This window comes from Pyxidicoccus sp. M6, from assembly GCF_055568925.1.
The window spans coordinates 4,213,008-4,236,102 of record NZ_CM145714.1 but is presented as its reverse complement, the minus strand read 5'-3'; the positions used below and the strand labels follow the sequence as shown (position 1 = coordinate 4,236,102).

General features: G+C 71.0%; 19 protein-coding genes. 14 read left to right on the top strand and 5 right to left on the bottom strand.

Annotated features, from left to right (window positions below):
* Nucleotides 1-7: 7 nt before the first annotated feature.
* On the bottom strand, nt 8-754 hold the full coding sequence (locus ACVTJA_RS16860; protein ID WP_465837399.1) for a hypothetical protein: 747 nt from the start codon (nt 752-754) through the stop codon (nt 8-10).
* Between the two features lie 219 nt (nt 755-973).
* Nucleotides 974-3,454 (bottom strand): serine/threonine-protein kinase, encoded by a 2,481-nt coding sequence (locus ACVTJA_RS16855; RefSeq protein ID WP_465837398.1) that lies wholly within the window; start codon nt 3,452-3,454, stop codon nt 974-976.
* A 559-nt stretch (nt 3,455-4,013) separates the two neighbouring features.
* Here ACVTJA_RS16855 and ACVTJA_RS16850 point away from each other — a divergent pair.
* From ACVTJA_RS16850 to ACVTJA_RS16840, 3 genes are all read left to right on the top strand, one after another.
* On the top strand, nt 4,014-5,903 hold the full coding sequence (locus ACVTJA_RS16850) for a dickkopf-related protein (protein ID WP_465837397.1): 1,890 nt from the start codon (nt 4,014-4,016) through the stop codon (nt 5,901-5,903).
* A 100-nt stretch (nt 5,904-6,003) separates the two neighbouring features.
* Nucleotides 6,004-6,825 (top strand): glycerophosphodiester phosphodiesterase, encoded by an 822-nt coding sequence (locus tag ACVTJA_RS16845; RefSeq protein ID WP_465837396.1) that lies wholly within the window; start codon nt 6,004-6,006, stop codon nt 6,823-6,825.
* 12 nt (nt 6,826-6,837) lie between these two features.
* Complete coding sequence (locus tag ACVTJA_RS16840) at nt 6,838-7,572, top strand: deoxynucleoside kinase (protein WP_465837395.1); 735 nt, start codon at nt 6,838-6,840, stop codon at nt 7,570-7,572.
* Between the two features lie 43 nt (nt 7,573-7,615).
* Here ACVTJA_RS16840 and ACVTJA_RS16835 read toward each other — a convergent pair whose 3' ends face one another.
* Nucleotides 7,616-8,050: a PAS domain-containing protein gene (locus ACVTJA_RS16835; protein ID WP_465837394.1), complete on the bottom strand. Its 435-nt coding sequence runs from the start codon at nt 8,048-8,050 to the stop codon at nt 7,616-7,618.
* 198 nt (nt 8,051-8,248) lie between these two features.
* On the opposite strand from ACVTJA_RS16835, the gene ACVTJA_RS16830 reads away from it, so the two are divergent.
* Nucleotides 8,249-8,767 (top strand): acyl-CoA thioesterase, encoded by a 519-nt coding sequence (locus ACVTJA_RS16830; RefSeq protein WP_465837393.1) that lies wholly within the window; start codon nt 8,249-8,251, stop codon nt 8,765-8,767.
* 99 nt (nt 8,768-8,866) lie between these two features.
* Here the strand turns inward: ACVTJA_RS16830 and ACVTJA_RS16825 are convergent, their stop codons facing one another.
* Complete coding sequence (locus tag ACVTJA_RS16825; RefSeq protein WP_465837392.1) at nt 8,867-9,256, bottom strand: HesB/IscA family protein; 390 nt, start codon at nt 9,254-9,256, stop codon at nt 8,867-8,869.
* A gap of 128 nt (nt 9,257-9,384) precedes the next feature.
* On the opposite strand from ACVTJA_RS16825, the gene moeB reads away from it, so the two are divergent.
* Together moeB and ACVTJA_RS16815 are read left to right on the top strand one after the other, a co-directional pair.
* Nucleotides 9,385-10,551, top strand: a complete 1,167-nt coding sequence (moeB, locus tag ACVTJA_RS16820; protein ID WP_465837391.1) for a molybdopterin-synthase adenylyltransferase MoeB — start codon at nt 9,385-9,387, stop codon at nt 10,549-10,551.
* A gap of 8 nt (nt 10,552-10,559) precedes the next feature.
* Entirely contained in the window at nt 10,560-10,892 is a 333-nt protein-coding gene (locus ACVTJA_RS16815) for a rhodanese-like domain-containing protein (protein ID WP_465840414.1), read from the top strand.
* Nucleotides 10,893-10,910: 18 nt separating this feature from the next.
* Here the strand turns inward: ACVTJA_RS16815 and ACVTJA_RS16810 are convergent, their stop codons facing one another.
* The gene (locus tag ACVTJA_RS16810; protein ID WP_465837390.1) at nt 10,911-13,211 is read right to left on the bottom strand and encodes a serine/threonine protein kinase; all 2,301 of its coding nucleotides are present in this window, start codon (nt 13,209-13,211) and stop codon (nt 10,911-10,913) included.
* Between the two features lie 130 nt (nt 13,212-13,341).
* On the opposite strand from ACVTJA_RS16810, the gene ACVTJA_RS16805 reads away from it, so the two are divergent.
* From ACVTJA_RS16805 to ACVTJA_RS16770, 8 genes are all read left to right on the top strand, one after another.
* A complete protein-coding gene (locus tag ACVTJA_RS16805) occupies nt 13,342-13,914 on the top strand; it encodes a hypothetical protein (protein ID WP_465837389.1) in 573 nt (190 codons plus the stop codon).
* A 213-nt stretch (nt 13,915-14,127) separates the two neighbouring features.
* A complete protein-coding gene (locus ACVTJA_RS16800) occupies nt 14,128-15,459 on the top strand; it encodes a hypothetical protein (RefSeq protein WP_465837388.1) in 1,332 nt (443 codons plus the stop codon).
* 19 nt (nt 15,460-15,478) lie between these two features.
* On the top strand, nt 15,479-16,195 hold the full coding sequence (locus ACVTJA_RS16795; protein WP_465837387.1) for a VTC domain-containing protein: 717 nt from the start codon (nt 15,479-15,481) through the stop codon (nt 16,193-16,195).
* Nucleotides 16,196-16,201: 6 nt separating this feature from the next.
* Nucleotides 16,202-17,911, top strand: a complete 1,710-nt coding sequence (gene tmk / locus ACVTJA_RS16790) for a dTMP kinase (protein WP_465837386.1) — start codon at nt 16,202-16,204, stop codon at nt 17,909-17,911.
* Between the two features lie 6 nt (nt 17,912-17,917).
* Nucleotides 17,918-18,619 carry a DUF4956 domain-containing protein gene (locus ACVTJA_RS16785; protein WP_465837385.1) on the top strand — a complete coding sequence of 234 codons (702 nt, stop codon included), beginning with the start codon at nt 17,918-17,920 and terminating at the stop codon, nt 18,617-18,619.
* On the top strand, nt 18,616-19,395 hold the full coding sequence (locus ACVTJA_RS16780; RefSeq protein ID WP_465837384.1) for a hypothetical protein: 780 nt from the start codon (nt 18,616-18,618) through the stop codon (nt 19,393-19,395). Before ACVTJA_RS16785 ends, ACVTJA_RS16780 begins: the two co-directional genes overlap by 4 nt.
* A 130-nt stretch (nt 19,396-19,525) precedes the next feature.
* Nucleotides 19,526-21,181: a metallophosphoesterase gene (locus ACVTJA_RS16775; RefSeq protein ID WP_465837383.1), complete on the top strand. Its 1,656-nt coding sequence runs from the start codon at nt 19,526-19,528 to the stop codon at nt 21,179-21,181.
* Nucleotides 21,182-21,633: 452 nt separating this feature from the next.
* A complete protein-coding gene (locus ACVTJA_RS16770) occupies nt 21,634-23,094 on the top strand; it encodes an RsmB/NOP family class I SAM-dependent RNA methyltransferase (protein ID WP_465837382.1) in 1,461 nt (486 codons plus the stop codon).
* Nucleotide 23,095 lies beyond the last annotated feature (1 nt).

Sequence of the window (23,095 nt, the reverse complement as noted above, 5' to 3'; positions counted from 1 at the left end):
CGCCCGCTCACGCCGGTCCGACGCGGGCGCGCAACAGCAGGTCCAGGTTCTCCCGCTCCCAGGTCTGGGCGCGCGAGTAGTCGTGGAAGCGCTTCTCGTGCTCCATCAGCTCGGGCGGGTGGATGCAGCGCCGCCCGTCATCGCCCCGCCGCGTCCGGTACACGTGGTGGAGCATCTCGTGGAAGACAATCCACTCCACGAAGTAGCGGGGGACCACGGGCTGGTCCAACGCCGGGTGGATGCGGATGACCTTCGAGTCCGCGGAGTACGAGCCCATCTTGATGCTCTTGCGAGGCCCCTTCACCCGCGGCGCCGGGCCGTACGTGATCGCCGCGTCGATGCGGCTCTCGAAGTAGCGCTCGTTGAGACGGGCGAAGATGCGCTCCAAATCATGGTGCGCCCCCTCCGGCTCCAGGCGGATGCGCTTGCGCATCTGCGCCGGGGACAGCCGGCGGATGTAGGCGCGGTTGCGCTCGATGTAGCGGTCCAGCATGACGCTCGCGTCCGGGTCGCCCCTGCGCACGAAGCTGGCGAGCGCCTGGACGATGTCATCCGGCGCCGCGAGGAACATGTGGTGCAGCCGCAGCCGCCACATGGACCTCTGCCGCTGGAAGGTCAGCATGGTGTGCGTGTTGTCGTGGATCTCCAACGCCACCTTCGCGCGCAACCGCGTGCGTAGGCGGCGCTCGAGCACGCGCCGCCACACCTTGAGGAGCCTGTTGGGCTCCGGTGCGACGGGAAGCTGCCGGGCCACCCGGCCGGCCGTGTAACTCCTCTTCTTGACTACGCTTTTCTGAGTCTTCGGGCGCGCCATAAGGGCCACGGATTCTACGGGCCGGTCTGACATGTAGCAACGCGCACTGGAAGAGGAAAACCTAGGAATTCCAACGACTTAATGGCACTCAAGCCCACCCGGTCCCACTTGTCCGCCCCGGGGGCAGGATGCCGCATACGTGCCAAGTACCCGACACGACTAGCGCCGGCTCTTGCAGGGAATCTGGAGGACCAACGGTCCCTTGCTCGCCGGCTCTATGAGGTAGGGCTTTGTACCCTTGGGTGCCCGACGCCCGGGGCAGGCGTAGCGCACGCGGATGGGGCCCGGGGCCAGGGAGACCACCTTGTTGACGGGGAGCCGCTCTCCCCCCTCCTGCTTGAGGATGGTGCGCGCGGGGGCCTCGAAGCGGACATCCACCAGAGCGGGTGCGGATGTACCCGCGTCGGCTTCAGTCACTGCGGTGGAGTCCGGCTCCGGTGCCGTCGTGCCCTCCGGAGCGAGCGCGGTGCCGTCCGTCCCCGCGTCCGCCACGGTGGCCTTCACGCTCGTCGCGTCGCCGTTCCCATTCGGAGAAGGCGCGTCCACGGCCGGCGGCGGCTCCGAGGGTGTGGCCGGAGCGGCCTCGGGCGGCGGCTGTTGCAGGGCGCCCGCGGAGAGGTCCTGCCGCGGCACCGCCGCGGGCATGCGCAGGGCCCAGACGACTCCGACGCCAAGAGCGAGCAGCAGCAAACCGCCCACGGCCACCAGCAGCGCCACCGGGAAGCGGCGCCTGGCCGGGGTGGCATTCGTGGCCACGTACATCTCCCCCGAGTCGGAGTCGTCCGCGTAGCCGACGTAGCCGGCGGTGGACTCGTCATCGTCCGGGTCCGGCCGCAGCGTGGGCGTGGGGTCCGTGTGCTCCACCGTGGACAGGCCCGAGTCGGTGGGGAGGTAGTCGTCCTCCTCGTCCGGCGCGGCCATCCGGGACGCGGGCAGGCCACTGCGCGACACGGGCCGCTGGTTCACCGTGGCCGGGGTGATGGAGACGGACTGCGACGCTTCCTCGTCCACCTCGTCCACGACGGAGGGACGGCGCGGCGGCGAGGGCGGCGTGACGGAGACGGACTGCGAGGCCCCGTCATCCGGGCGGGGCGTGCGCCGGGGCGGCGGCGTCAGCGGCGCGGGCGGCGGGGAGACGCGGCGCGAGCGCGGCGGCTCGGAGATGTGGGACGCGCGCGGCGGCGGCGGGGGCTCGGAGGGAGGGCCCGAGCGGCGCGCGGGCGACGGCGGCACCGGCGGCGCGGAGGGCGTGCGCGGGCGCTCGTCACGGACGATGCGGCCGCGCTGCGGCAGGGTGTGCTCGGCGTCCTCGACGTCCAGCTCCGCCGCCACCTCGGCCGCGAGCCGGAAGCCGGTGGGCGTGGTGTTGATGGCGGTGGAGACGTCCGCGTCGGCGTCCTCCTCGTCCCGGCGGCCGGTGGGCAGCTCCCTGGGGCGCGCCATCTGCGTCGCGGGCTCCGGCTCATCCGCGTACGAGGGCACCGGCAGCGCGTCCCCCGAGACACGGCGCGGCGTGGGCCGGGCGGTGAGGCCGGGCGTGGCCAGCGCGGGCGGCTCCGCGGATGGCGTGGTGGAGGACAGCGTGGGGGCGGTGCTCTCCAGGAGGGAGGGGCGCGCGGACGGCTCGGGCACCGGCGGCCGCGTGGCCGGCAGCGGCACCGTGGCGTCCCGGCGCCCCGGCCCCTTGGCCACGGGGATGTGGAGGATGGTGCGCTCCTCCTCCTCGCCCAGCAGCCGGGCGATGTACTCGGACACGTCCGTGCTCTGCCGGAGCACGCCCGAGTCGAGGAAGGACTCCAGGTCCGCGCGCACCGCCGAGGCCCGCTGGTAGCGCTGCCCGCGGTCCTTGGTGAGGCAGCGCATGATGATGCGCGACAGCGCCTCCGGGTAGTCGTTGCGCAGGACGTGCGGCGGCGGCGGGTCCTCGTAGCGGATGGCGTAGAGGATGCCCTCGGTGGTGGGCTTGGCGAAGGGCTGCCGGCCGGTGGTGATTTCGTACAGCATGGTGCCCAGCGCGAAGATGTCCGCGCGGTGGTCCAGCCGCTCCTGCGCCACCTGCTCCGGTGCCAGGTAGAGGAACTTCCCCTTGATGACGCCCGGCTTGCTGCGCTCCATGAAGGCGCCGGCCTTGGCGATGCCGAAGTCGACGAGCTTCACGCGCCCGTCGTAGCCAACCATCACGTTCTGCGGGCTGACGTCGCGGTGGATGAGCTCCAGCGGGCGCCCGTCCACGCCCCGGCTGTGGTGCGCGTAGTCCAGGCCCGCCGCCACCTGCGCGCAGATGCGCGCCGCCACGGCGTAGGGCACGGTGGCGCCGAACTTGGCCTCCTCGGCGACGACGCGCCGCAGGTCCACGCCCTCCACGTACTCCATGGCGATGAAGATGTTGTCCCCCTCCTTCCCCAGCTCGTGCACCTGCACGATGTTGGGGTGGTGGAGCTGCGCGGCGATGCGCGCCTCGTCCAGGAACATCTGGACGAACTCCGGCTCCTCCGACAGGTACGGGAGGATCCGCTTCAGCACCACCAGCTCCGGCGACGGAGGCCGCTGCGCCAGGAACAGCTCGGCCATGCCGCCCACGGCGAGCCGCTTGATCAGCAGGTAGTTTCCGAACGGAATGGCCGTCTGGGGCGAGCTCACGGAAGGGAACGCCGTCTGTCTGGAGGTGGGTGGGGCGTACTTTTCCTGAGCTTACCCACAATCACCGGCTAGGGGGAGCCAACCGCCCTACCCGCTTCGGTGGGTACCGGACAGGACCAGACAACCCCGGAAAAGAAGCCGCCCTACCGGGTGTGGTGCGGGGTGCGGATCATTCAAGGCCGCGTCCGGGGCCGCCGTCGCGTGCGCCGGGATGCGGATTCCGCATCGTGGATGGCGCGTGGTGGATGCGTCGCGAGTGCGGATCTCGCATGCATGGCGCGTGGAATGCGCCGCGGATGCGGATCTCGCATGCGTGGACGCGGGATGGATGCGCAACGGATGCGGATTTCGCATGCGTGATGCGGGGTGGATGCGTCGCGAAGGACACCTCGCGCGCACGCTCCGCGAGAGCCCTGGCACTCCCTGGGAAACATGCCCTCCCAGAGGGAAATCAGCGGCATGTGACGGCCCTGTTTCGGATGGTTCAGCGAATGGACGCCCCCCCGGGCAGCAGTGTAAGAGCGGACCACCTACGAAGGCATCCTGGAGGCATGACCCAATGGTGAATCGCAATGGGCGGTTGGTGCTGGTGGCTGGTCTCACCGCGCTCGCCGCGGTGGCAGCCTGCTCTGACCGCGACGGCGAAAACGAGTGTGAATCCAACGTCGACTGTGCAACCGGCCAGGTCTGCTCGAACAACGTATGCGTGAATCCGACCCCGGCCGACGGCGGCACGGATGCCGGCACCGACGCGGGCTCGGATGCGGGCTCCGACGCGGGCACGGATGCGGGCACGTCGGACATCCCGGCCGATATCACCAGCGCCGAGAACGCGCAGATCAACGCGTTCATCGCGGCGACGGCCAACGGCACCAATCCGACGCCGGTGAGCCCGCCGCTGCCCATCACCAACGTGTACGTCACGTACGTCTCGCCCACGGTCGGCTCCACGCCGACGGGCTTCTACGTGCAGGCGACCGCGCCGGGCCCCTCCATCTTCGTGAAGCTGGACGCCGCCGCGCAGACGCCAGCGCTCGCGGTGGGTGACAAGATCTCCTTCAACATCACGGAGAAGACCGTCTTCGGCAGCCTCGGCCAGGCGAGCGCCATCACCGGCCTCACCCGCGTGAGCCAGGGCGCCCCCGTGCAGAACCTGGTGGACGCCAGCACCCCGGGCCTCGCCGTGGACATCAGCAACCGCACGGACGTGAAGAGCGAAGCGGCGCTCACCGCCTATCAGGCGGACCTCGTGCAGGTGCGCGGCACGGTGGCCGGCCCCGCCACCGCCTCGGGCAGCAGCTTCACGACCTTCACCTTCACCACCGCGGGCTCGCCCACGGCGTCGCCCAACTTCATCCTGCGCATCCCCAACACGGTGGTGACGGCCACGGGCATCAACCAGCAGTGCAACTTCACCGCGAAGGCCGTGCCCTACGTCCGCTTCAACGCCATCGCGCAGATCTCCCCGTTCAGCGCCAATGACCTCGTCGTGGCCTGCCCCGTCAACGTGACGGCCGCGCGCCCGCTGGGGACGACCTCGGTGGAGGTCGTCTTCAACGTGCCCGTGGACGCCTCCACCGTGGCGGCCGCTGACTTCACCATCACCCCGGACCTCGCCGTCAGCGCGGTGGAAGTCTCGGGCAGCAAGGTGAAGCTCACCACCTCGGCCCAGGCCGAGGGCACCCGCTACACGGTGACGGCCAAGGACCTGAGCGGCACCAACGGGGCCCCCGTGAGCACCACCGCCGCCACCGCCACCTTCTGGGGCGGCAGCGACACGGCGCCCAACGGCCTCATCATCAACGAGCTGGAGTCCGACAACGTCCCGGCCGCCCAGGGCAACCCGGACGACAGTGAGTACGTCGAGCTCATCAACAACTCCGACGTGCCCGTGCACGTGGGCAACATGGCGGTGGTGCTCATCAACGCGAGCCCCACCGGTGGCAGCCCGCCGACCACGCCCGCCACCAGCCGCCAGGAGTACCGCCGCTTCGAGCTGTCCTCCGTGACGGACGGCACCAACGCCACCGACGAGCTCGCCCCCGGCGCGGTGCTCGTCGTCGGCCCCGCCACCGTGACGAACTCGCTGCCCGCGGGCACCCTGCGCGTCACCATCACCAGCCCGCTCACGGACATCATCCAGAACGGCTCGGACGATGCGGTCGCCCTGCTCTACTACCCGACCGGCACGCTGACCGACACGCTCTGGTACGAGACCTCCAAGGATGCGCCCCCCACCGTCTTCACCGGCACCATCGCGACGGGCGTGGGTGACAAGGAATTCTCCTTCGTCGAGGGCACCGCCACGGACCTCTTCGAGAACAACACCAACAACGTGTCCTACCAGCGCAAGCTGAACCCCGACGTGACCGGCAAGGTGCTGGACACGAACGACAACAAGGCCGACTTCGAGGTCGTGACGCCGACCCCGGGCACCAAGCGCCAGTAACAGTCGACGCCTGACTGACGTACCGGGCCGCGGCCTCCCTCTTCGGGGGCCGCGGCCTTCGTCTTTCCGGGCCGCCGCTTCCGCTCGCTACAATGGCGGCATGTCCCCTCGCCCGCCTCCCTTCCTCCAGGGCCTGAAGCCCACGCTGCACATCTCCCACCGGGGCGGCGCGGCGCTGGCCCCGGAGAACACGCTGGACGCCTTCCGCATGGCGGTGGAGCGCTACCGCACGGACATGCTGGAGCTGGACGTGCACCTCACCCGCGACGGCGAGGTGGTGGTGGCCCACGACGCCACGCTGGAGCGCTGCACCGACGGCACCGGACCGCTGGCCGCGCTGACGCTCGCCGAACTGCAACGGCTGGACGCGGGCTTCCACTTCAGCCCGGACGAGGGCCACACCTTCCCCTTCCGCGGCCGGGGCGCCCGCATCCCCACCCTGCGCGAGGTGCTGCGCGCCTTCCCCTCCTTGCGGCTCAACGTGGAGCTCAAGCCGGACGTGCCCGGCATCGAGGAGCCCTTCGCGCAGCTCCTGAAGGAGGAGGGCGCCCTGGAGCGCGTCTGCATGGGCAGCGAGCAGGACAGCGTGGGAGAGCGGCTCGCCGCGCGGCTGCCGGACGCCTGCCACTTCTACCCGCGCGACGCGTTGGCCGCCTTCGTCATCTCCCTGCGCGCCGGGGAGACTCCGCCCGAGGACCCGCGCTTCACCGTCCTCGACATGCCCCTGTACTTCGGGGACATCCGGCTGGTGGACCCGGACTTCCTGCGCGCGTGCGCCGCCCGGGGCAAGTGGGTCAACGTCTGGACGGTGGATGACGCGGCGGAGATGGACACGCTGCTACAGGAAGGGGTCGGCGGCATCATGACCGACCGGCCAGACCTGCTGAGGCAGCGAATGGACGCCTCCACGAAGCCGGGGTAAGCCCTGCCTCCCATGCCCCGCACCACCTCGCGCCAGCGCCCGCCCACGCCACCGGCCGCACCCGCCGGGGACGAAGCCGCACCCGCTCCCCGCCCCCGCAACACCCTGCGGGTGAAGGTGCCCAAGGGGCGGCGCTTCGTGGCGCTCGCGGGCAACATCGGCGCGGGCAAGACGACGGCCGCGAAGCTCATCAGCCAGTGCTTCGGCTACCAGCTCTTCGACGAGCCCGTCATCGACAACCGCTTCCTGCGTGACTACTACGCGGACATGTCGCGCTGGTCCTTCACGCTCCAGCTCGAGTTCCTCATCCGCCGCGTGGAGCACCACGAGCTCATCCACTCGTACAAGCGCAGCTGCGTGCAGGACCGCACGCTGTACGAGGACCCGGAAATCTTCGCCAAGTACCTCCACGGCCTGGGGCACATGACGAACGCGGAGCTGGACCTGTACTACGAGTACTTCCAGCGCCTGTCGCGCCACATCATCCAGCCCGACAAGGTCATCTGCTTCGAGGTGGGCAGCGTGGACGTGCTCCTCCAGCGCATCCGCACCCGCGGCCGCGAGGAGGAGAAGGGCATCCGCCACCAGTTCCTGCGCGGCCTCAACGGCTACTACGCCAGCTTCCCCCTCGTGCTGCAGGAGAAGTACGGCGTGGACTGCCTCATCATGGACGTGTCCACGCAGGACATCCGCCGGGGACGCGGCCGCGAGGAGTTCCTGGACCGCATCTCCGACTTCCTCGCCTGAAGCGCGCACGCGCCGCGCCCGGCTCCGCGAGGACCGCGCCGCCCTACTTCGACGGGGGCGGCGGCGTCACCGACTGCTGCGACACGAGGACCCAGACGCTGTCCGTCTTGTCGCTGTACATCATGGTGATGGCCACGTTGCGCCAGCCGTGGTCGAACTTGAAGACGAAGCCGAACGTCTCGTAGAGGTTCCGCTTCTCCAGCCCTTCCTGGAAGCGGCCGTAGAACTCGCGCACCTTGGTGCACGGGGCCACCTGGTCGAAGAAGTTCCTCCCAATCTGCCGGTCCCGGTTGATGCGCGCCATCCGCGCTTCCGTCTGGTTGAACTTGAGGATGCGGCCGGTGCGGTCGAGCTGAATCATCCCGAACGGCAGCGCGTCCAGGTCCGAGCCCTGAAGCTCGTCCGCCTGGCGGATGAGGTCTTCAGCCGTTACGCCCTGGGGCAACACGGAACGCGCGGAAACGGGGGTGGCGGACACGGGGGTTCTCCGGTGGGAAGGGGCTGCTTCCGGGGGTGGAAAGCAATGCCCGGACTGATAGGGACGGAACGCTTGAGCCGCAACCGCGTTTCCCGCGCACCCGCGCGTTGAAGCCCGGAGCCATTCACGGGATGACATCGTCCCTGTCCCTCCCTCCAGGCAGACACCTGTCTTGGAGAAGAGAACCGAAGGTGTGAGATGCACGACTTGAGCCCGAAGAGTGCGAAGGACACAGAGGTGGTGATGACGCAGCTCATCCTCCCTCCGGACGCCAACAACCTGAACGCCGCCTTCGGCGGCAAGGTGATGGAGTGGATAGACATCTGCGGCGCGGTGGCGGCTCAGCGCCACTGCCGGCAGGTGGTCGTCACCGCGTCCATGGATGATTTGCACTTCCACGCGCCCATCAAGGTGGGCTGGGTGGCGCTGCTGCACGCGCGGGTGCTGGCGGCGTTCCGCACGTCCATGGAGGTGGGCGTCACGGTGCACGCGGAGAACCCGCTCACCGGGGAGCGCTTCCTCACCACCAGCGCGCTGCTCACCTTCGTGGCCATCGACAAGGACGGGGGCCGCGTGCTGGTGCCGCCGCTCTTCATGGAGACGGACGCCGAGCGCGAGGCCTTCCGTGAGGCCGAGTCGCGCCGCGCCCAGCGGCTCGCGCGACAGAAGGAGAACCAGACCTGGCTGAAGGTGATGCGGCCCCTCGCCGGGGCCTGAGCGAAGACAACGAGGCCGGGGGAGGCATCCGCCCCACCCGGCCCGTGGTGCCCGTCCCCATTCCGGGGCGGGAGGCTCGACCGCGAAACGGCGTGCGTCTCAGGTGGAGAACGACGTGCCGCAGCCGCAGGAGGACTTCGCGTTCGGGTTGTTGAACTTGAAGCCCGAGCCCGTAATCGCGGAGACGTAGTCGATTTCCGTGCCCGCGAGGTACTGGCTGCTCATCGCGTCGGTGGCAATCTTCACGCCGTCCTGCTCCCAGACGGTGTCGCCGGCCTTGGTCTCCTTGACCAGGTTCAGGTCGTAGCCGAGGCCGCTGCAGCCGGCGGGGACGACGCGGATGGAGAAGTAGTAGCCCTCGAAACCCTGGGCCTTGATGACCGCCTTCACCTGATTGATGGCGGTCTCCGTCAGGCGCACGGCCACGTCCGGGTTGGCCTGGGGGGCCGTCACGGTACCGGCGGCGGAAGTCGTCGTGGTGCTTTCCATGTCGGTTGCTCTCCTATGACGCGCCTTATAACGCCCGGGCCGGGAAAATCCATGGGGCCGGCTGGCCGTCCGCCCGGAGGCCCACATCTGGACGGACGCGCCAGGGGTGGCGGGTTATACCCGGCGGCATGGCTCCCACCTTTCAAGAGCTGCTGGCCGGAGTGAAGCAGGAGATTCGCGAAGTCACCGTGGACGAGGTGAAGCGGCTCCTGGACACCCACCCCCCCGTGAAGCTCGTGGACGTACGCGAGGCGGACGAGTACGCGGGCGGCCGCCTGCCCGGCGCCCTCCACATCCCCCGGGGCTACCTGGAGCTTCGAATCGAGGACCGGGCCCGCCGGGACGAGGACGTCGTCGTCTACTGCGCCGGCGGCACCCGCTCCGCGCTGGCCGCGAAGACGCTGAAGGAGCTGGGCTACACGCGCGTGGCGTCCATGGCGGGCGGCTTCAACCGCTGGAGCGACGCGGCCCTCCCGGTGGAGAAGCCCTTCGTCCTCACCGCCGAGCAGAAGGAGCGCTACCGCCGCCACCTCATCCTCCCCGAGGTGGGCGAGGAGGGTCAGGCGAAGCTCCTCCAGGCGAAGGTGCTGCTGCTGGGCGCCGGAGGCCTGGGCTCGCCCGCGGCGCTGTACCTCGCGGCGGCCGGCGTGGGCACGCTGGGCATCGTCGACTCGGACGTGGTGGACCTGAGCAACCTCCAGCGACAGGTCATCCACACCCGCGAGTTTCAGGGCCAGCCCAAGGTGGTGAGCGCTCGCGCGGCGATTGAAGCGCTGAATGCAGACGTGAAGGTGGTGCCCTTCCAGGAGCGGCTCACCTCGGACAACGTGCTGCGCGTGCTGCAGGGCTTCGACCTGGTGCTGGACGGCGGGGACAACTTCCCCACGCGCTACCTCCTCAACGACGCGTGCGTCATGCAGGGCAAGCCCAACATCCACGGCTCCATCTTCCGCTTCGAGGGACAGGTGACGTCCTTCGTCCCCGGCCAGGGCCCCTGCTACCGCTGCCTCTACCCCGCCCCGCCGCCGCCGGAGCTGGCCCCGTCGTGCGCGGAGGCCGGCGTGCTGGGCGTGCTGCCCGGGCTCATCGGCCTGCTCCAGGCCAACGAGGCCCTGAAGCTCATCCTCGGCCGGGGCGAGCCGCTCATCGGCCGGCTCCTCACCTTCGACGCGCTGGGCACCCGCTTCCAGGAGCTGAAGCTGCGCAGGGACTCCAAGTGCCCGGTGTGCGCGCCGGGCGCGAAGGTGGAGCTCATCGACTACGAGCAGTTCTGCGCCTCCCCCACCGCCGCCTGAGACGCATGATGCCCATTCCCGAAATCTCCCCCACCCGGCTCGCCGAGCTGCTCGCCGGCCCTCCCGAGTCCCGCCCCGCGCTGCTCGACGTGCGCTTCCCGGACGAGCACGCGTGGGTGGCGCTCCCGGACTCGGTGCTGATTCCGCTGCCGGAGCTGGACGAGCGCGCCGACGAGCTGGAGGCCCTGCGCGGCCGGCCCGTCGTCGTGTACTGCCACCACGGCGTGCGCAGCCTGGACGGCGCGGCGTACCTGATTGCGAAGGGGCTGGAGGCCGTGTCGCTGAAGGGCGGCATCGACCTGTACTCGCGGCAGGTGGACCCCCGCCTGCCGCGCTACTGACGCGTCGCTGACGCGTCACTAGCCGACGAAGGCGCTCAAGTCCTGCGTTTCCTTGGTGATGGAGCCGGGCTTGATTTCGACCTCGAAGAGGAACGGCTCCTTCAGCGGGCCGCCCGTCAGCTCCAGCTTGTGGTGGCCCTCCATGAGCTCGAGCTTGAGGAACTTGCCGCCCACGTAGCTGCCGACCTCCTGGCCGTTGCGCCGCACGGTGATGCCCTTCAGCCCGTCCGGCTTCAGCGTGAGCTGGAGGTGGCCGCGCTTGAACTCGTACGTGACGACCTTGGGCTGGCCGGGCTCGCCGAAGGCCAGCGTGTCGCTGTCCTCGCGGTAGATGCCCTGCTGCTCGTTCTCCAGGATGAGCGTGTCCTGCAGGTGCGCCCCGGACATCATCGTCATCGGCGTGAAGCCCAGCTCCGTCACGGGCTTGGCACTCCGGCACCTTTCGGTGTGACGCACGGACACCTTCACGCGCTCGTTCGTGTTGACGGTGAGCAACACGCCCTGCCCGTCCTGCGCCGTGCCGTTGAGCACCCCGAGGATGGGATTGCGGAAGATGAAGCCGACAATCAGCACACCGACGACGAAGGCCGCCGTGGCCACGTTGCGCGTGACCATGCTCTTGCGCGCGCGGCGGTTGGACGCCTCGAGGGCGCGCGCCACCGGGTCGTCGTCCTCGTCGCGAACGGCGAGCGCGGAGCCCGAGGAGCGGCGCGGCGGCGCGTCCGGCATCTCCTGACGGTTGTCGATGCGGCTGCTGGTGCGGCGGCGCGGCGCCTCCACCGAGGACTGCATGCCGGTGGCGCGGCGGCGCGGCGGCGCGACGGGCTCCGGAGGCGGCAGGAGCGTCCGCTCGTCATCCGCCTCCTCGTCCTGCACCGCCTGGAGATTCGCGCGCGAGCGCGACGGCGGCGGAGGCGGCAGCGTGTCCATGTCCCCGTCGTCCGGCACCGCGGGGGCCCGCGTGTTGGAGCGGCGCGGCAGCGGCGACTCGCCGGTGGGCGTGCGGCCCAGGTCCGTGCGCGAGTTGGTACGCGCCACCTGCGTGACGTTGGGGTTGGACGTGCGGCGCACGCCCTCCTGGGTGCGGCGGCGAGGCGGGTGCTCGTCCGTGCCCGACGGCGCCTCCCACTCATTCGGGTCCTCGGGCGCCACGGCCGGCGCGGCCACCGAGGACGCGCGGCGCGGGGGCGGAGGCGCCGAGGCACGCGCGGCCGGGGCGCGCGGACGCTCGCGGTGCGAGGGCTCGCCCGGAGGCGCCTCCCAGCTCATGTCCGCCGCGGAGGGAGGAGGCTTGTTGCGGCCGCGCTCCGGAGGAGGCGGCGCGGGCGGCTGGGGCGTGCCGGAGTTGCCGGAGTCCTCGCCCACCGGAACCACCTGGCCCTGGGCCTTCTCCTCGTTGAGCCGGTCCGCGAAGAGCGTCTCCATCAGCTCGGAGATCTGCACCGAGCCCGCCACCCAGCGCTGCCCGACGAGGATTTCCTCGAGCGCCATCTGGAACTGGCGCGCGTCGCGGTAGCGGTCGTCCGCGTTCTTCGCGATGGCCCGCATCACCACCGGGTCCATCTCCTCCGGCACGTCCGCCACCTGCGACGGCGGGGAGATGGCGCACTCCATGGCGGCCTGGAGCGTGGCCAGCTCGGAGTCGCGCTTCAGCGGCCGCACGCCGGTGAGCAATTCGTAGAGGACCAGGCCGATGGCGAAGATGTCCGCGCGCCCGTCCAGCGGCTTGCCGGCGGCCTGCTCCGGGGCCATGTACGCGAACTTGCCCTTGATGGCGCCGGACTTCGTCAGCGACGCCTGATCCGCCGCCTTGGCGATGCCGAAGTCCACCAGCTTCACCGAGCCGTCGAAGCTGATGAGGATGTTCTGCGGCGAGATGTCGCGGTGCACCACGCGCAGCGGCCGGCCCGCGTCGTCCGTGCGGGAGTGGGCGTAGTGCAGGCCCTCGCACGCGGCGGCGACGATGCGGATGGCGAGCGGCCGGGCCACCCACTGACCGGAGCTGGCCGCCTTGCGCATGACGCGGCCGAGGTCCTCGCCGTGGATGAACTCCATGGCGATGTAGTAGGTGCCGTTGGCCTCGCCGAACTCGTAGACCTGGGCGATGTTCGGGTGGTTGAAGCGCGCGGCAATCAGCGCCTCGTTCCGGAACATCTCCACGAACTCACGGTCCTCCGCGAGGTGCGGAAGGATGCGCTTGACGACGAGGTTCTTCTGGAAGCCCTCGATGCCCATCTGGCGCGCAAGCCAGACCTCGGCCATGCCGCCCGTGGCGAGCTTCTTCAGAAGCTGGTATTTCCCGAATGATTGAGGGTTCATCCCGGGACTTCGGCCGCGGGGAGCAGCTCAGGTGGAATGCGTCAGGGCACGGCATACTAGAGGACCGCCGCCTCCATGGCAAAGGCAGCGAGCATGGGAACCCGGGTGGGCGCTGGTCGCCTGCCTGGTCGTGGCCAGTGTCGCGGCCGCCGCGCCCTCGGATGATCAGATCCGCGTGGAGCGGCGCGGCGACCTCCTGGAGTTGCGGTGGTCCGACGCCGAGGAGCGCCTCCAGGGCAGCCTCCACCCCGCGATTCCCCGGGAGGGCGAGCCCTTCGCCCTGTCGCTCCATGTGGGCAACTTCCAGGGCCCCGAGTTCGACGGGCCCCTCACGATTACCTTCCAGAAGCCCGGCTCCCCTGCCCTGGTGACGCGGACGCTGACGCGGGAGGGGGTCAACTGGCACACCGAGCTGACCGCGGATGCTCCCGGCCTGTGGGACCTGGAGGTGCGCTACCGGAACACGCGCCTGAAGGTGCTCACGGCGAAAATCCCGGTGGCGGATCAACCGCTGCCGCGCGGGCTCGGCTGGGGGTTGATCATCACGGCGGCCGGGACGGCGCTGGTGCTGGGCGTGCGCACCGTGCTCCGCCGCATCCGAGCGTCGGCGGCGGACACCGCGCAGCCTGCTCCGCAGCCGCCGGCCGCGCCGGACACCGACGTGTCCTCCACGCCACCGGCGGATCCGTCAGCCAGCCGGTAACTCCTTCCATCGGCCGGGCATTCGTACAGGCCCGCCTGCCCGGGGCGTGGGAACTTTCGTTCCCAATCACGGGCAGGTAACTGCCTCGTGACGCCCGCTTCCGAACGCATCACGCGCTCATCCCACGCTCATCTGTCCACCATCCGACGCCCCATCAGACGGGCACCGGTGTTGCACACGAAGCCTCCCGACTGCGGCGGGGAGGCGAGGGACATGGTGGGGTGGAGGTTCGAAGAACGGGCGAGGCGGGGCCTTCTCGCCGCAGTCCTCCTGGGCGTGCCGGGGCTCGCGAGCGCGGGCATGCCCGTTCCGGAGGAAGGGGCCTCCAGCACGGAGGCTGAAGAGGACACGCTCTCGGGCGGAGTCGTGGATGGCGTGGAGGGGACCGGGAGCAGTGCGCCGGCCGATGCGGCCGCGGAGGGGCCCACGGGTGACGGCTCGGGCGAGGTGATGGAGGGGGCACTGGCGCAGTCGATGCCAGCGCAGGGGAAGCCCGAGGAGCAGGTGTCGCCCGTGGGCCCGGTGCCGGGCGAGGCAGCCCCCGCCGCGCCGGAGAAGCAGGCCAAGAAGAAGCAGCAGAAGAAGAAGGCGAAGCCCGGCGAGGCGCAGGACGACTCGATGGGCGAGAACCCCGACGTCGTGGACGACACGGCCGAGGAGGACAAGGAGCACGTGCGCGTCTTCGGCCGCGTGTACGCGAGGGCCAGCGCGGACGAGCGCCAGAAGTACCAGCGCTCGCTCAGCATCCCCTCCGCGCGCGTGGGCGTCGGCACGTCGCTGCCCAACATCGAGGCCGAGGTGACTGCGGACCTCGCTGACGATTCGCTGCTGAAGGACGCCTTCGTGCGCCTCGCGGATGACTCGAAGCGCTTCCGCATCTACGGCGGCCAGTTCAAGTCGCCCTTCCTCGAGCGCTCGCTGGAGTCGTCGTGGGATTTGCCCCTGGTGCGCCGCGGGCTCGTGGAGGACTACCTCACCGAGGTGCACCAGCTCGGCGGGCGCCGGCTGGGCCTCATGGGCGAGATGCGCCTCAAGAACGCGTGGGGCCTCAAGGTGTCCGCGGGCGTCTTCGAGGGCGCCAAGGACGAGGCGGGCGTGCGCATGAAGGAGGACCTCTCCGCTCGGGTGAGCCTGCGCCCGTTCAAGAAGCTCACCCTGGGCGTGAGCACCTACGTGGCGGAGGCCCTGGACGTGGTGCGCAAGCACGCGGTGGCCGCCGACGCGCAATTGCACCTGGGCGGGCTGATGCTCAGCGGCGAGGCCGTCACCGGCCGGCTGCCGCTGGGCCCCTTCACCGCGCAGTTGCTGCTGGCGCACTACACGCTGCCGGTGGGCGGCGAGGAGTGGGCCGTGCAGCCCGTCGCGGGCTTCGAGGCGCTCCAGCTTCGAGGGGACGTGGAGGGCAAGGGCCACGCGCTGGTGGGTGGCCTCAATGTGCTGTTGGGGGACCGCTTCAAGGCGATGTTCCAGGCGGAGCGCGCGCTGCGTCCGGGGGATGAGACCGCCGCGCTCGAATACACGGTGCAGCTCGCCACGCGTTTCTAGCGCACGGAGACAGAACGCCATGTTGTCGTTCGCCGAGGGAGAAGTCACCAAGCTCCGGCGTGAGTTCAAGCTCGTGCTGGAGGAGGAAGATGCCGTGGCGCTGTGCGGGCGCCTGTCGCGCGGGTTGGGTGGGCACCTGCCCGCGCCCACGCGCATCGTCTCGGTCTATTTCGACCGGCCGGGCTGCCCGCTGGCGCAGCGCGCGCTGCGTACTCCGGAGGACTGCCTCAAGGTCCGCACCAAGGAGTACTCGCCGGACCTGGGCGCGGGCGGAATACAGCGCGTGGTGCTGGAGGTGAAGCGCGAGCGCCATGGCCTCACGCAGAAGCGCCGCGTCTGGGTGCCGCGCGGCGACCTGGGCCGCGTGCTGCGCGGAGGGGCCGGCGGGCTGCTGCCGCTCATCGCGGGGGGCAGCCTCGTGCCGGTGCTGGCCGTCACGTACAAGCGCCACGTGTACCAGGCCATGCAGGAGTGGCGCGTGACGGTGGACCGGGACATCACCTTCCACACGATTACGCCGGAGCTGGCGCTGTCGCAGCTGTCGCTCACGGCGGAGCGGCTGGGAGCACCCCACTCGGTGGACCGCCGGGTGGTGGTGGAGGTGAAGCACCTCGGGTGTGAGCTGCCCGAGTGGCTGGCGTCGCTCAATCCGGGCGGAGCGCCGGCATACAGCAAGTTCGCGGAAGGAATGGCGAGGGTGCATGCCTTCGCCACGGATGGGGTCGCAGGGGGATAGGGCACCGTGTTCATCGACTTCGAGGGAATTGACGGCAGCGGAAAGACGACGCTTTCCAACCTGCTCGCCGTGCGGCTCAAGCGGCTGGGCTACCGGGTGGCGCATGCGCGCGAGGGCGGCGAGTTGCAGGCACCCGCCGCGCGGCGCGTGCGCGAGCTGACGCGCGACGCGCGCCTGTTGGAGATGTCGCCCCGCACCGAGTTCTTCCTCAACCTGGCGCGCGACGCGCAGCAACTGGAAGAGGTGGTGGCCCCCGCGCTGCGGCGGGGCGAGGTGTGCATCACCGACCGCTACCTGTACTCGCAGCTCGCGCTGAGCGGCGGCGGGCGCGGCCTGCCCATGGCGGAGCTGATGCCCGCGTGCGAGCTGGCCTCACAGGGCCTGTGGCCGGACCTGGTCATCCTCGTGGACGTGGACCCGGACCTCGCGCGTTGGCGCAAGCGCCTGGGCAAGATGCAGAGCGCCCGCGCGGCGGACGGCGACAGCCGCAAGGGGCTGGCCGGCGCGGGCCTCGCGGTGCGCGTGCGCGAGTCCTTCCTGGAGATGGCGCGCAAGGACCCGCAGCGCTGGCTCATCCTGGAGAACAACGACGTGCCGCTGCGCGTGCTGGAGCAGCGGCTGGTGGACGCGGTGGTGGCGCGGCTGGAGGGGCGCGAGATTCCGGTGCAGCGCATCGTCCCCGCGCCGGCCACCCTGCCCTCGGACCCGGCGACGGTGGAGAACGTCGAGGAGCGCTTCTTCCGAGCGCTCGACGCGGTGGAGGTGCGCGAGCCGGCGCTCGCGGCGTGGATGGTGGGAGGCCTGCCCGGGATGGCCGCGCACCAGCGGCGGCTCGCGTACACGGAGCGCTTCCCCGCCCTCACCGCGCGCGGCCTGGGTGGCCTGGACGACGAGCCGGCCTGGACGCTGCGCGAGGTGCTGGCCCCGGTGGCACCCGCGGAGGTGGCCTCCAGCCTGGGCGGGCTCAACAGCCCGCGCGCGATGATGCTGCGCGAGCGCCTGTACGCGCAGGCCCCGGAGGAGGTGCTGACCGGCCTCAAGCGGGACGGCTCGCCCCAGGCGTGGGCGCTGCGCGAGCGCGGCATGAAGGACGGCCGGCTGGCGGAGGTGCTCTGCGGCCTCGCCGGCGTGGACGGCGAGGAGTCCTGGGTGGTGCGCGAGGCGGGCATGCAGCGCCGGCTGTACGCGGAGGTGGCGCGCAGCCTCGGTGGCCTCACCACCGCTCGCGCGGACGCGCTGCGCGAGGTGCTGCTGGCGCACGACAGGCTCGCGGTGCTGCGCAGCACCACCGGCCTCGACACGGCGCTGGCGCGCGGCCTGCGCGAGGCCCTGGCGGACAAGGCGATGAAGCTGGTGCTGCGCTCGCTCACCGGCCTCACCACGGAGGGGGCCTGGAGCTTGCGCGAGAAGGGCGCGCCGCTGACGAAGGAGGCGCTGGACTCGGTGGACGGGCTGGATGACCCGCGCGCGTGGCAGCTCCGCGTGACGCATGCGAACCGGTGGCCGACCACGGTGGTGTCGTCGCTGAAGGGCCTGCCGCTGGGGCCGTACTCGCGTGCGCTCATCGACCGCGTGCTGGAGGCGAACCCGGGCCGGCTGCCGGTGCTGCGCAATGCGTACGCCGTCGTCGCCACCGCGCGCCACCTCTCGACGATGCCCGCACGCGCGGCCCGCTCCGAGACGGACGTCACGGCGCGCGTGGAAGTCCAGGGATAGCGGCCCATGGAACCCCTCTCTGCGTTCTTCGAGGGCGCGAAGTCGGAGCTGGGCTCGCTGCAAGCGGGGGCCATGTTCCCCCGCATGCTGGCGGCCACGCTCATCGGCGCGGTGCTGTCGCTGCGGCCGTGGCGGCTCCTGATGAAGCGCGCGCTGCCCCGGTCGGAGATGATTCAGGCGCAGGTGCTGCTGTGCGCCGCGGCGGCGGTGATTACCGCCGTCATCGGCGACAGCGTGGCCAAGGCCTTCGGCCTCGTGGGCCTGGGCGGCTTCGTGCGCTTCCGCTCGGGACTGAAGGACCCGCGTGACGCGGCCATCCTCTTCCTGATGATTGGCCTGGGCATGGCGTGCGGCCACGGCAGCCTGGGGTTGGCCGGCATGGGCACGCTCTTCGTCGCCGGGCTCCTGTGGGTGCTCGACATCTTCAGCCGCGAGGAGAAGAGCGCGCCGAAGCAGCGGCTGCTGGTGTCCGCGCAGGCGGATGACCTGGTGGGCGCGGAGGCCACGCTGCGGCGGGCGCTGCGCGAGCGGAACGTCATGGTCAAGAGCTGCGCGCTCGACTTCGACGGGCGGCGCGTGGAGCTGGAAGTGGAGGAGCCGGAGCCGGGCTCCCTCGCGGCGGCGCTGGGCCGCACCGAGGGGACGCCGTTGAGGGGGCTGCGGTGGACGGCGGTGAGCCCGAAGGGGGCACGGGAGGACATGGTATGAGCCGCAGATGGATGGCCGCGCTCGCGGCGGGCTGGGTGCTGGTGGCGTGTGGTGGCGGGAACAGCCTGCCTCCAGGGCCAGGGGATGACTCGCGGACGCCGCCCGGCGAGCTGCCCGGCGACTCGGTGAATCCGGACGAGAACACGCCCGAGGTGTCGACCTCGCTGTGGCCGCTGACGACGGGCTCCACGTGGGTCTACGACATCGATGACCCCGACCCCATGCTGGGCCGGTTCAAGAAGACGGTGACGGTGCTCGGCCCGCGCGAGGTGCCGGACATGCAGGGCAAGAAGGCGGTGCTCGTGCACAGCCGGCAGGACCGCACGCGGAGCGGCACGGTGTACGAGGAGTACTCGTACCAGCTCGAGCTGACCAACGGCCTCGTGGTGCGCCTGCGCGAGGAGGACCACCGGGACGGCGCGCAGGTGCGCAGCACCGTCTGGGCTCCGGCCACGGTGAAGTCCCTGGCGCGCGCGCCGGAGTCCATGCCCTGGTCCTACCAGAGCGCGGTGCAGGAGCAGACGGTGCTGGGCGACGGGACGAAGGAGGACAGCGACCCGACGTACACGTGGCGCGTGTTGGAAACGGGCCTGACAGTGACGACGAAGGCGGGCACCTTCACCGACGTCGTGAAGGTTCAGCGCGACAAGCTCAACGACGCGGGCGAGGTGAAGGAGGGCAAGGAGCGCACCTACTGGCTCGCGCCCGGCGTGGGGAAGATTCGCGAGGAGGGCGAGCGCACCGAGGAGCTCGTGTCCTACGACGTGAAGAAGTAGCGCCCGCCCGAGGAGGCGGCGTCCGCCGGAAGGCCCGCCCCGCCGCCTGCTCGTCACTGAAGAAGGCTGGATGAAGGTTGGAGAATGAACGGTTGCGCCTCCACCCCGAGTTGCTTCGGGAGGAGGTTTCATGCACCGCACTTCCACCTTCATCCTCGCGCCGCTGCTGGCGGCGCTGACGCTGGCGACGGGTGTTGCCTGCGCGGGCGTGCTGCCCAGGGACCCGTTCCTGCAGAAGGTCGGGCCGGATACCGCCACGGTGGCGTTCCGCCTGGCGGCCAACTGCACGCCCACCGTCCGGTTCGGCGAGGGAGCGACCGACCAGACGAAGGCATCCCCGGACAGCGGCAAAATCCACGCGGTGGTGCTGACGGGGCTGAAGCCCGCCACCGAGTACACCTACGTGGTGGACGCGTGCGGCAAGGTGACGCCCGCGAAGCACTTCCGCACCGCGCCCGTGCCCGGCACGCGCAGCGTGCACTTCGCCGCGGTGGGTGACTTCGGCACCGGCGGCACGGACCAGAAGCAGGTGTCCACCGCCATGCTCAAGGCGGAGCCGGAGCTGTTCGTGGCGCTGGGCGACAACGCCTACTCGTCCGGCACCGAGTCCGAGATTCAGAACAACCTCTTCGCCCCCATGGCGGACCTGCTCGCCGAGGTGCCCCTCTTCGCGTCGCTGGGCAACCACGAGTACGTGACGAACCAGGGGCAGCCGTACCTGGACAACCTCTACCTGCCGTCCAACAACCCGGCGAACAGCGAGCGGTACTACTCGTTCGACTGGGGCCACGTGCACTTCGTGGCGCTGGACTCCAACTGCGCCATCGGCCTGTCGTCGGCGGACCGCTGCGCGCTGGCCGCGCAGAAGACGTGGCTGGAGAAGGACCTGGCCGCGACGAAGCAGCCCTGGAAGATTGTCTTCTTCCACCACCCGCCCTGGTCCAGCGGCGAGCACGGCTCGCAGCTCGCCATGCGCCGCAACTTCGCGCCCATCTTCGAGAAGTACGGCGTGGACCTCGTGCTCACCGGGCATGACCACAACTACGAGCGCAGCAAGCCCATGGAGGGTGATGCCATCGCCGCCGCGGGCCGGGGCATCCCCTACCTCGTGGTGGGCGGAGGCGGCGCGTCGCTGCGCGCCTTCGCCACGTCGAAGCCGGACTGGAGCGTCATCCGTGACGACCAGGCCCACGGCTTCCTGGACGTGAAGGTCGAGGAAGGCACCCTCACCGCGAACCTCATCGAGACGAACGGCAAGGTGCTGGACAGCTTCACGCTGAGGAAGGACCTGCCCCCGCTGGAGCAGCCCGCGGGCACGCTCACCGTCACCGTCGAGGGCGAGCGCGGCGTGGCCCCGCACCAGGCGCTCTTCCGCGCGACGACGACAGCCTCCGGCGCGAAGGTGACGTGGGACTTCGGCGATGGCGGCTCGGCCGAGGGCGAGTCGGTGACGCACACCTACGCGAAGGCCGGCCAGTACACGGTGACGGCCACGGCCACCGCGGGCACGCAGACGCTGACGGCCACCTCGGTGGTGCAGGTGACGGGCGCGGCGACGCCGGGCGAGACGCCCACGCAGCCGCAGCCGTCGGACGGCGACGGCGGCACGGACACGCCGGACGAGTCGCGGCCGACGCTGCCCACCCCCCCGACGAGCCCTTCGGATGAGACGGGCGACGGCTCGGGCTCCGGGGGTGGCGGATGCGCCGCGAGCCCCGCGGCCGCCGTCCTCCCGGGTGTCGCCCTGCTGGTGGCGGGCATGCTCCGCCGGCGCCGCCGCAAGTAGGAAGGTGAACCCCGGCCCCACCCCGAGGCAGCGGGTGGGGCCTCCGCGCCCCTGTCGGGAGGCGCGGTTCGGCCCGGGTGGACCGGTGGGCTCGCGTCCATCGGACACCCGGGTTTGCTTTCCGGGCTTGTCAACCCGGCCCGGGGAATGCAAAGGCCCATTCCGCCATGGCCATGAAACACAAGTCCCGACCGGTCTCCCGCCCTGCCCCGAAGAAGTTCGCCACCGAAGGGGCCGGGAAGAAGCCCGCGTCCACCGAGCGCCCCCGGCGCGCCGAAGACGCGCGCCACGCCGAGCGCCCGGAGCGTTCCGAGCGTCCGCGCCGCTCCGAGTCCCCTCGCGACACCGGGCCCGCTGAGCGTCCCGAGCGCACCGGCCGTTCCGAGCGTCCGCGCCGCGGCGAGCAGCCCCGTGGCACTGAGTCTCGGGAGGGGTCCGAGCGCCGAGGCGGCATGGGCCGTGACGAGGGTGCCCGCCGCTTCGGCCACTCCAAGCGAGGTGGCCGCGCCGAGCGTCGTCCGGGCGGCTCCCAGCGCGAGGCGCGCGAGCGCGTCTCCCCCGCCGAGCGCGCGAGGAACCCGGAGCGCTATGAGCGGCCCCTGCGCGAGGACCTCGTCCTCCAGGCGTGCCTCGAGGCCTACGGCTCCGTCCGCCACGAGGGCCGCCTGTCGGACCGCGCCCTCGACTTCGTCCTGCGCCACAAGAAGAACCTCTACTCCAACGAGCGCCGCGCCGTGGCCGAGCGCGTCTACGGCCTGCTCCGCCGCCAGCGCACCGTCGACTTCCTCCTCTCGCGCGCCCACTCGCGCTTCGACTCGCTCGACAAGACGCGCCAGGACGTGCTGCGCCTGGCCACCTCGCGCGTCCTCTACGGTGAGCCGCTCGACGTCGTGGCCCGCACCAGCGCGCTGGCCCCCGCGGATGCCGCGGCCCTCGGCGCGCTGCCGGAAGCCGCCGCCGCGCTGGAGGCGCTGCCGCGCAAGGAGCGCTTCCCCATCGCCTCCTCGCTGCCGGACTTCCTCGCGGAGCTCTTCCTGAAGCAGTTCGGCCCCGACGCCGCCCGCGCCGCCGAGGCGATGAACGAGCGCGCCCCCCTCACCGGCCGCGCCAACCTCCTCAAGACGGACCGCGACACCCTGGCGAAGCGCCTCAAGGCCGAGGGCGTGGACACCACCCCCACCCCGCTGTCGCCCATGGGCCTGCACCTCGAGTCGCGCCTCAACGTGTTCTCGCTGGAGAGCTTCCGCGAGGGCTTCCTGGAGCTGCAGGACGAGGGCAGCCAGCTCCTCGGCATGCTGGTGGACGCGCCGCCCACGCGCGTGGTGGACGCGTGCGCGGGCGCCGGCGGCAAGACGCTGCAGCTGGCCGCGCAGATGAAGAACCGGGGTGACTTGCACGCGCTGGACGTGGACGAGCGCCGCATGGAGGACCTCAAGAAGCGCGCGCGCCGCGCCGGGGTGCACAACGTGCGCGCCCAGCTCATCCCCCACGAGGGCCCTGATGCGGACGCCGCGCTGGAGCCCCTCAAGGGCAAGGCGGACCGCGTGCTGGTGGACGCGCCGTGCAGCGGCACCGGGACGTTCAGGCGCAAGCCGGACGCGCGCTACCGCCTCACGCCCGAGGATTTGGAGATGCACGTGGGCCGGCAGAAGGCGCTGCTCGCGCGCTTCGCCATGCTGGTGAAGCCGGGCGGCCGCCTCATCTACGGCACGTGCAGCGTGCTCCACGCGGAGAACGAGGGCGTCATCGAGGACTTCCTCTCCAAGCACCCCGACTTCACGGTGCGCCCGGTGGCGGAGCTGCTGGGCCCGGAGCTGGGGCCGAAGCTGGGCCCCGGCCCGTACCTGCGGCTGGCGCCGCACACGCACGGCACCGACGGCTTCTTCGGCGCCGTGCTCGTCCGCGCGAAGTAGC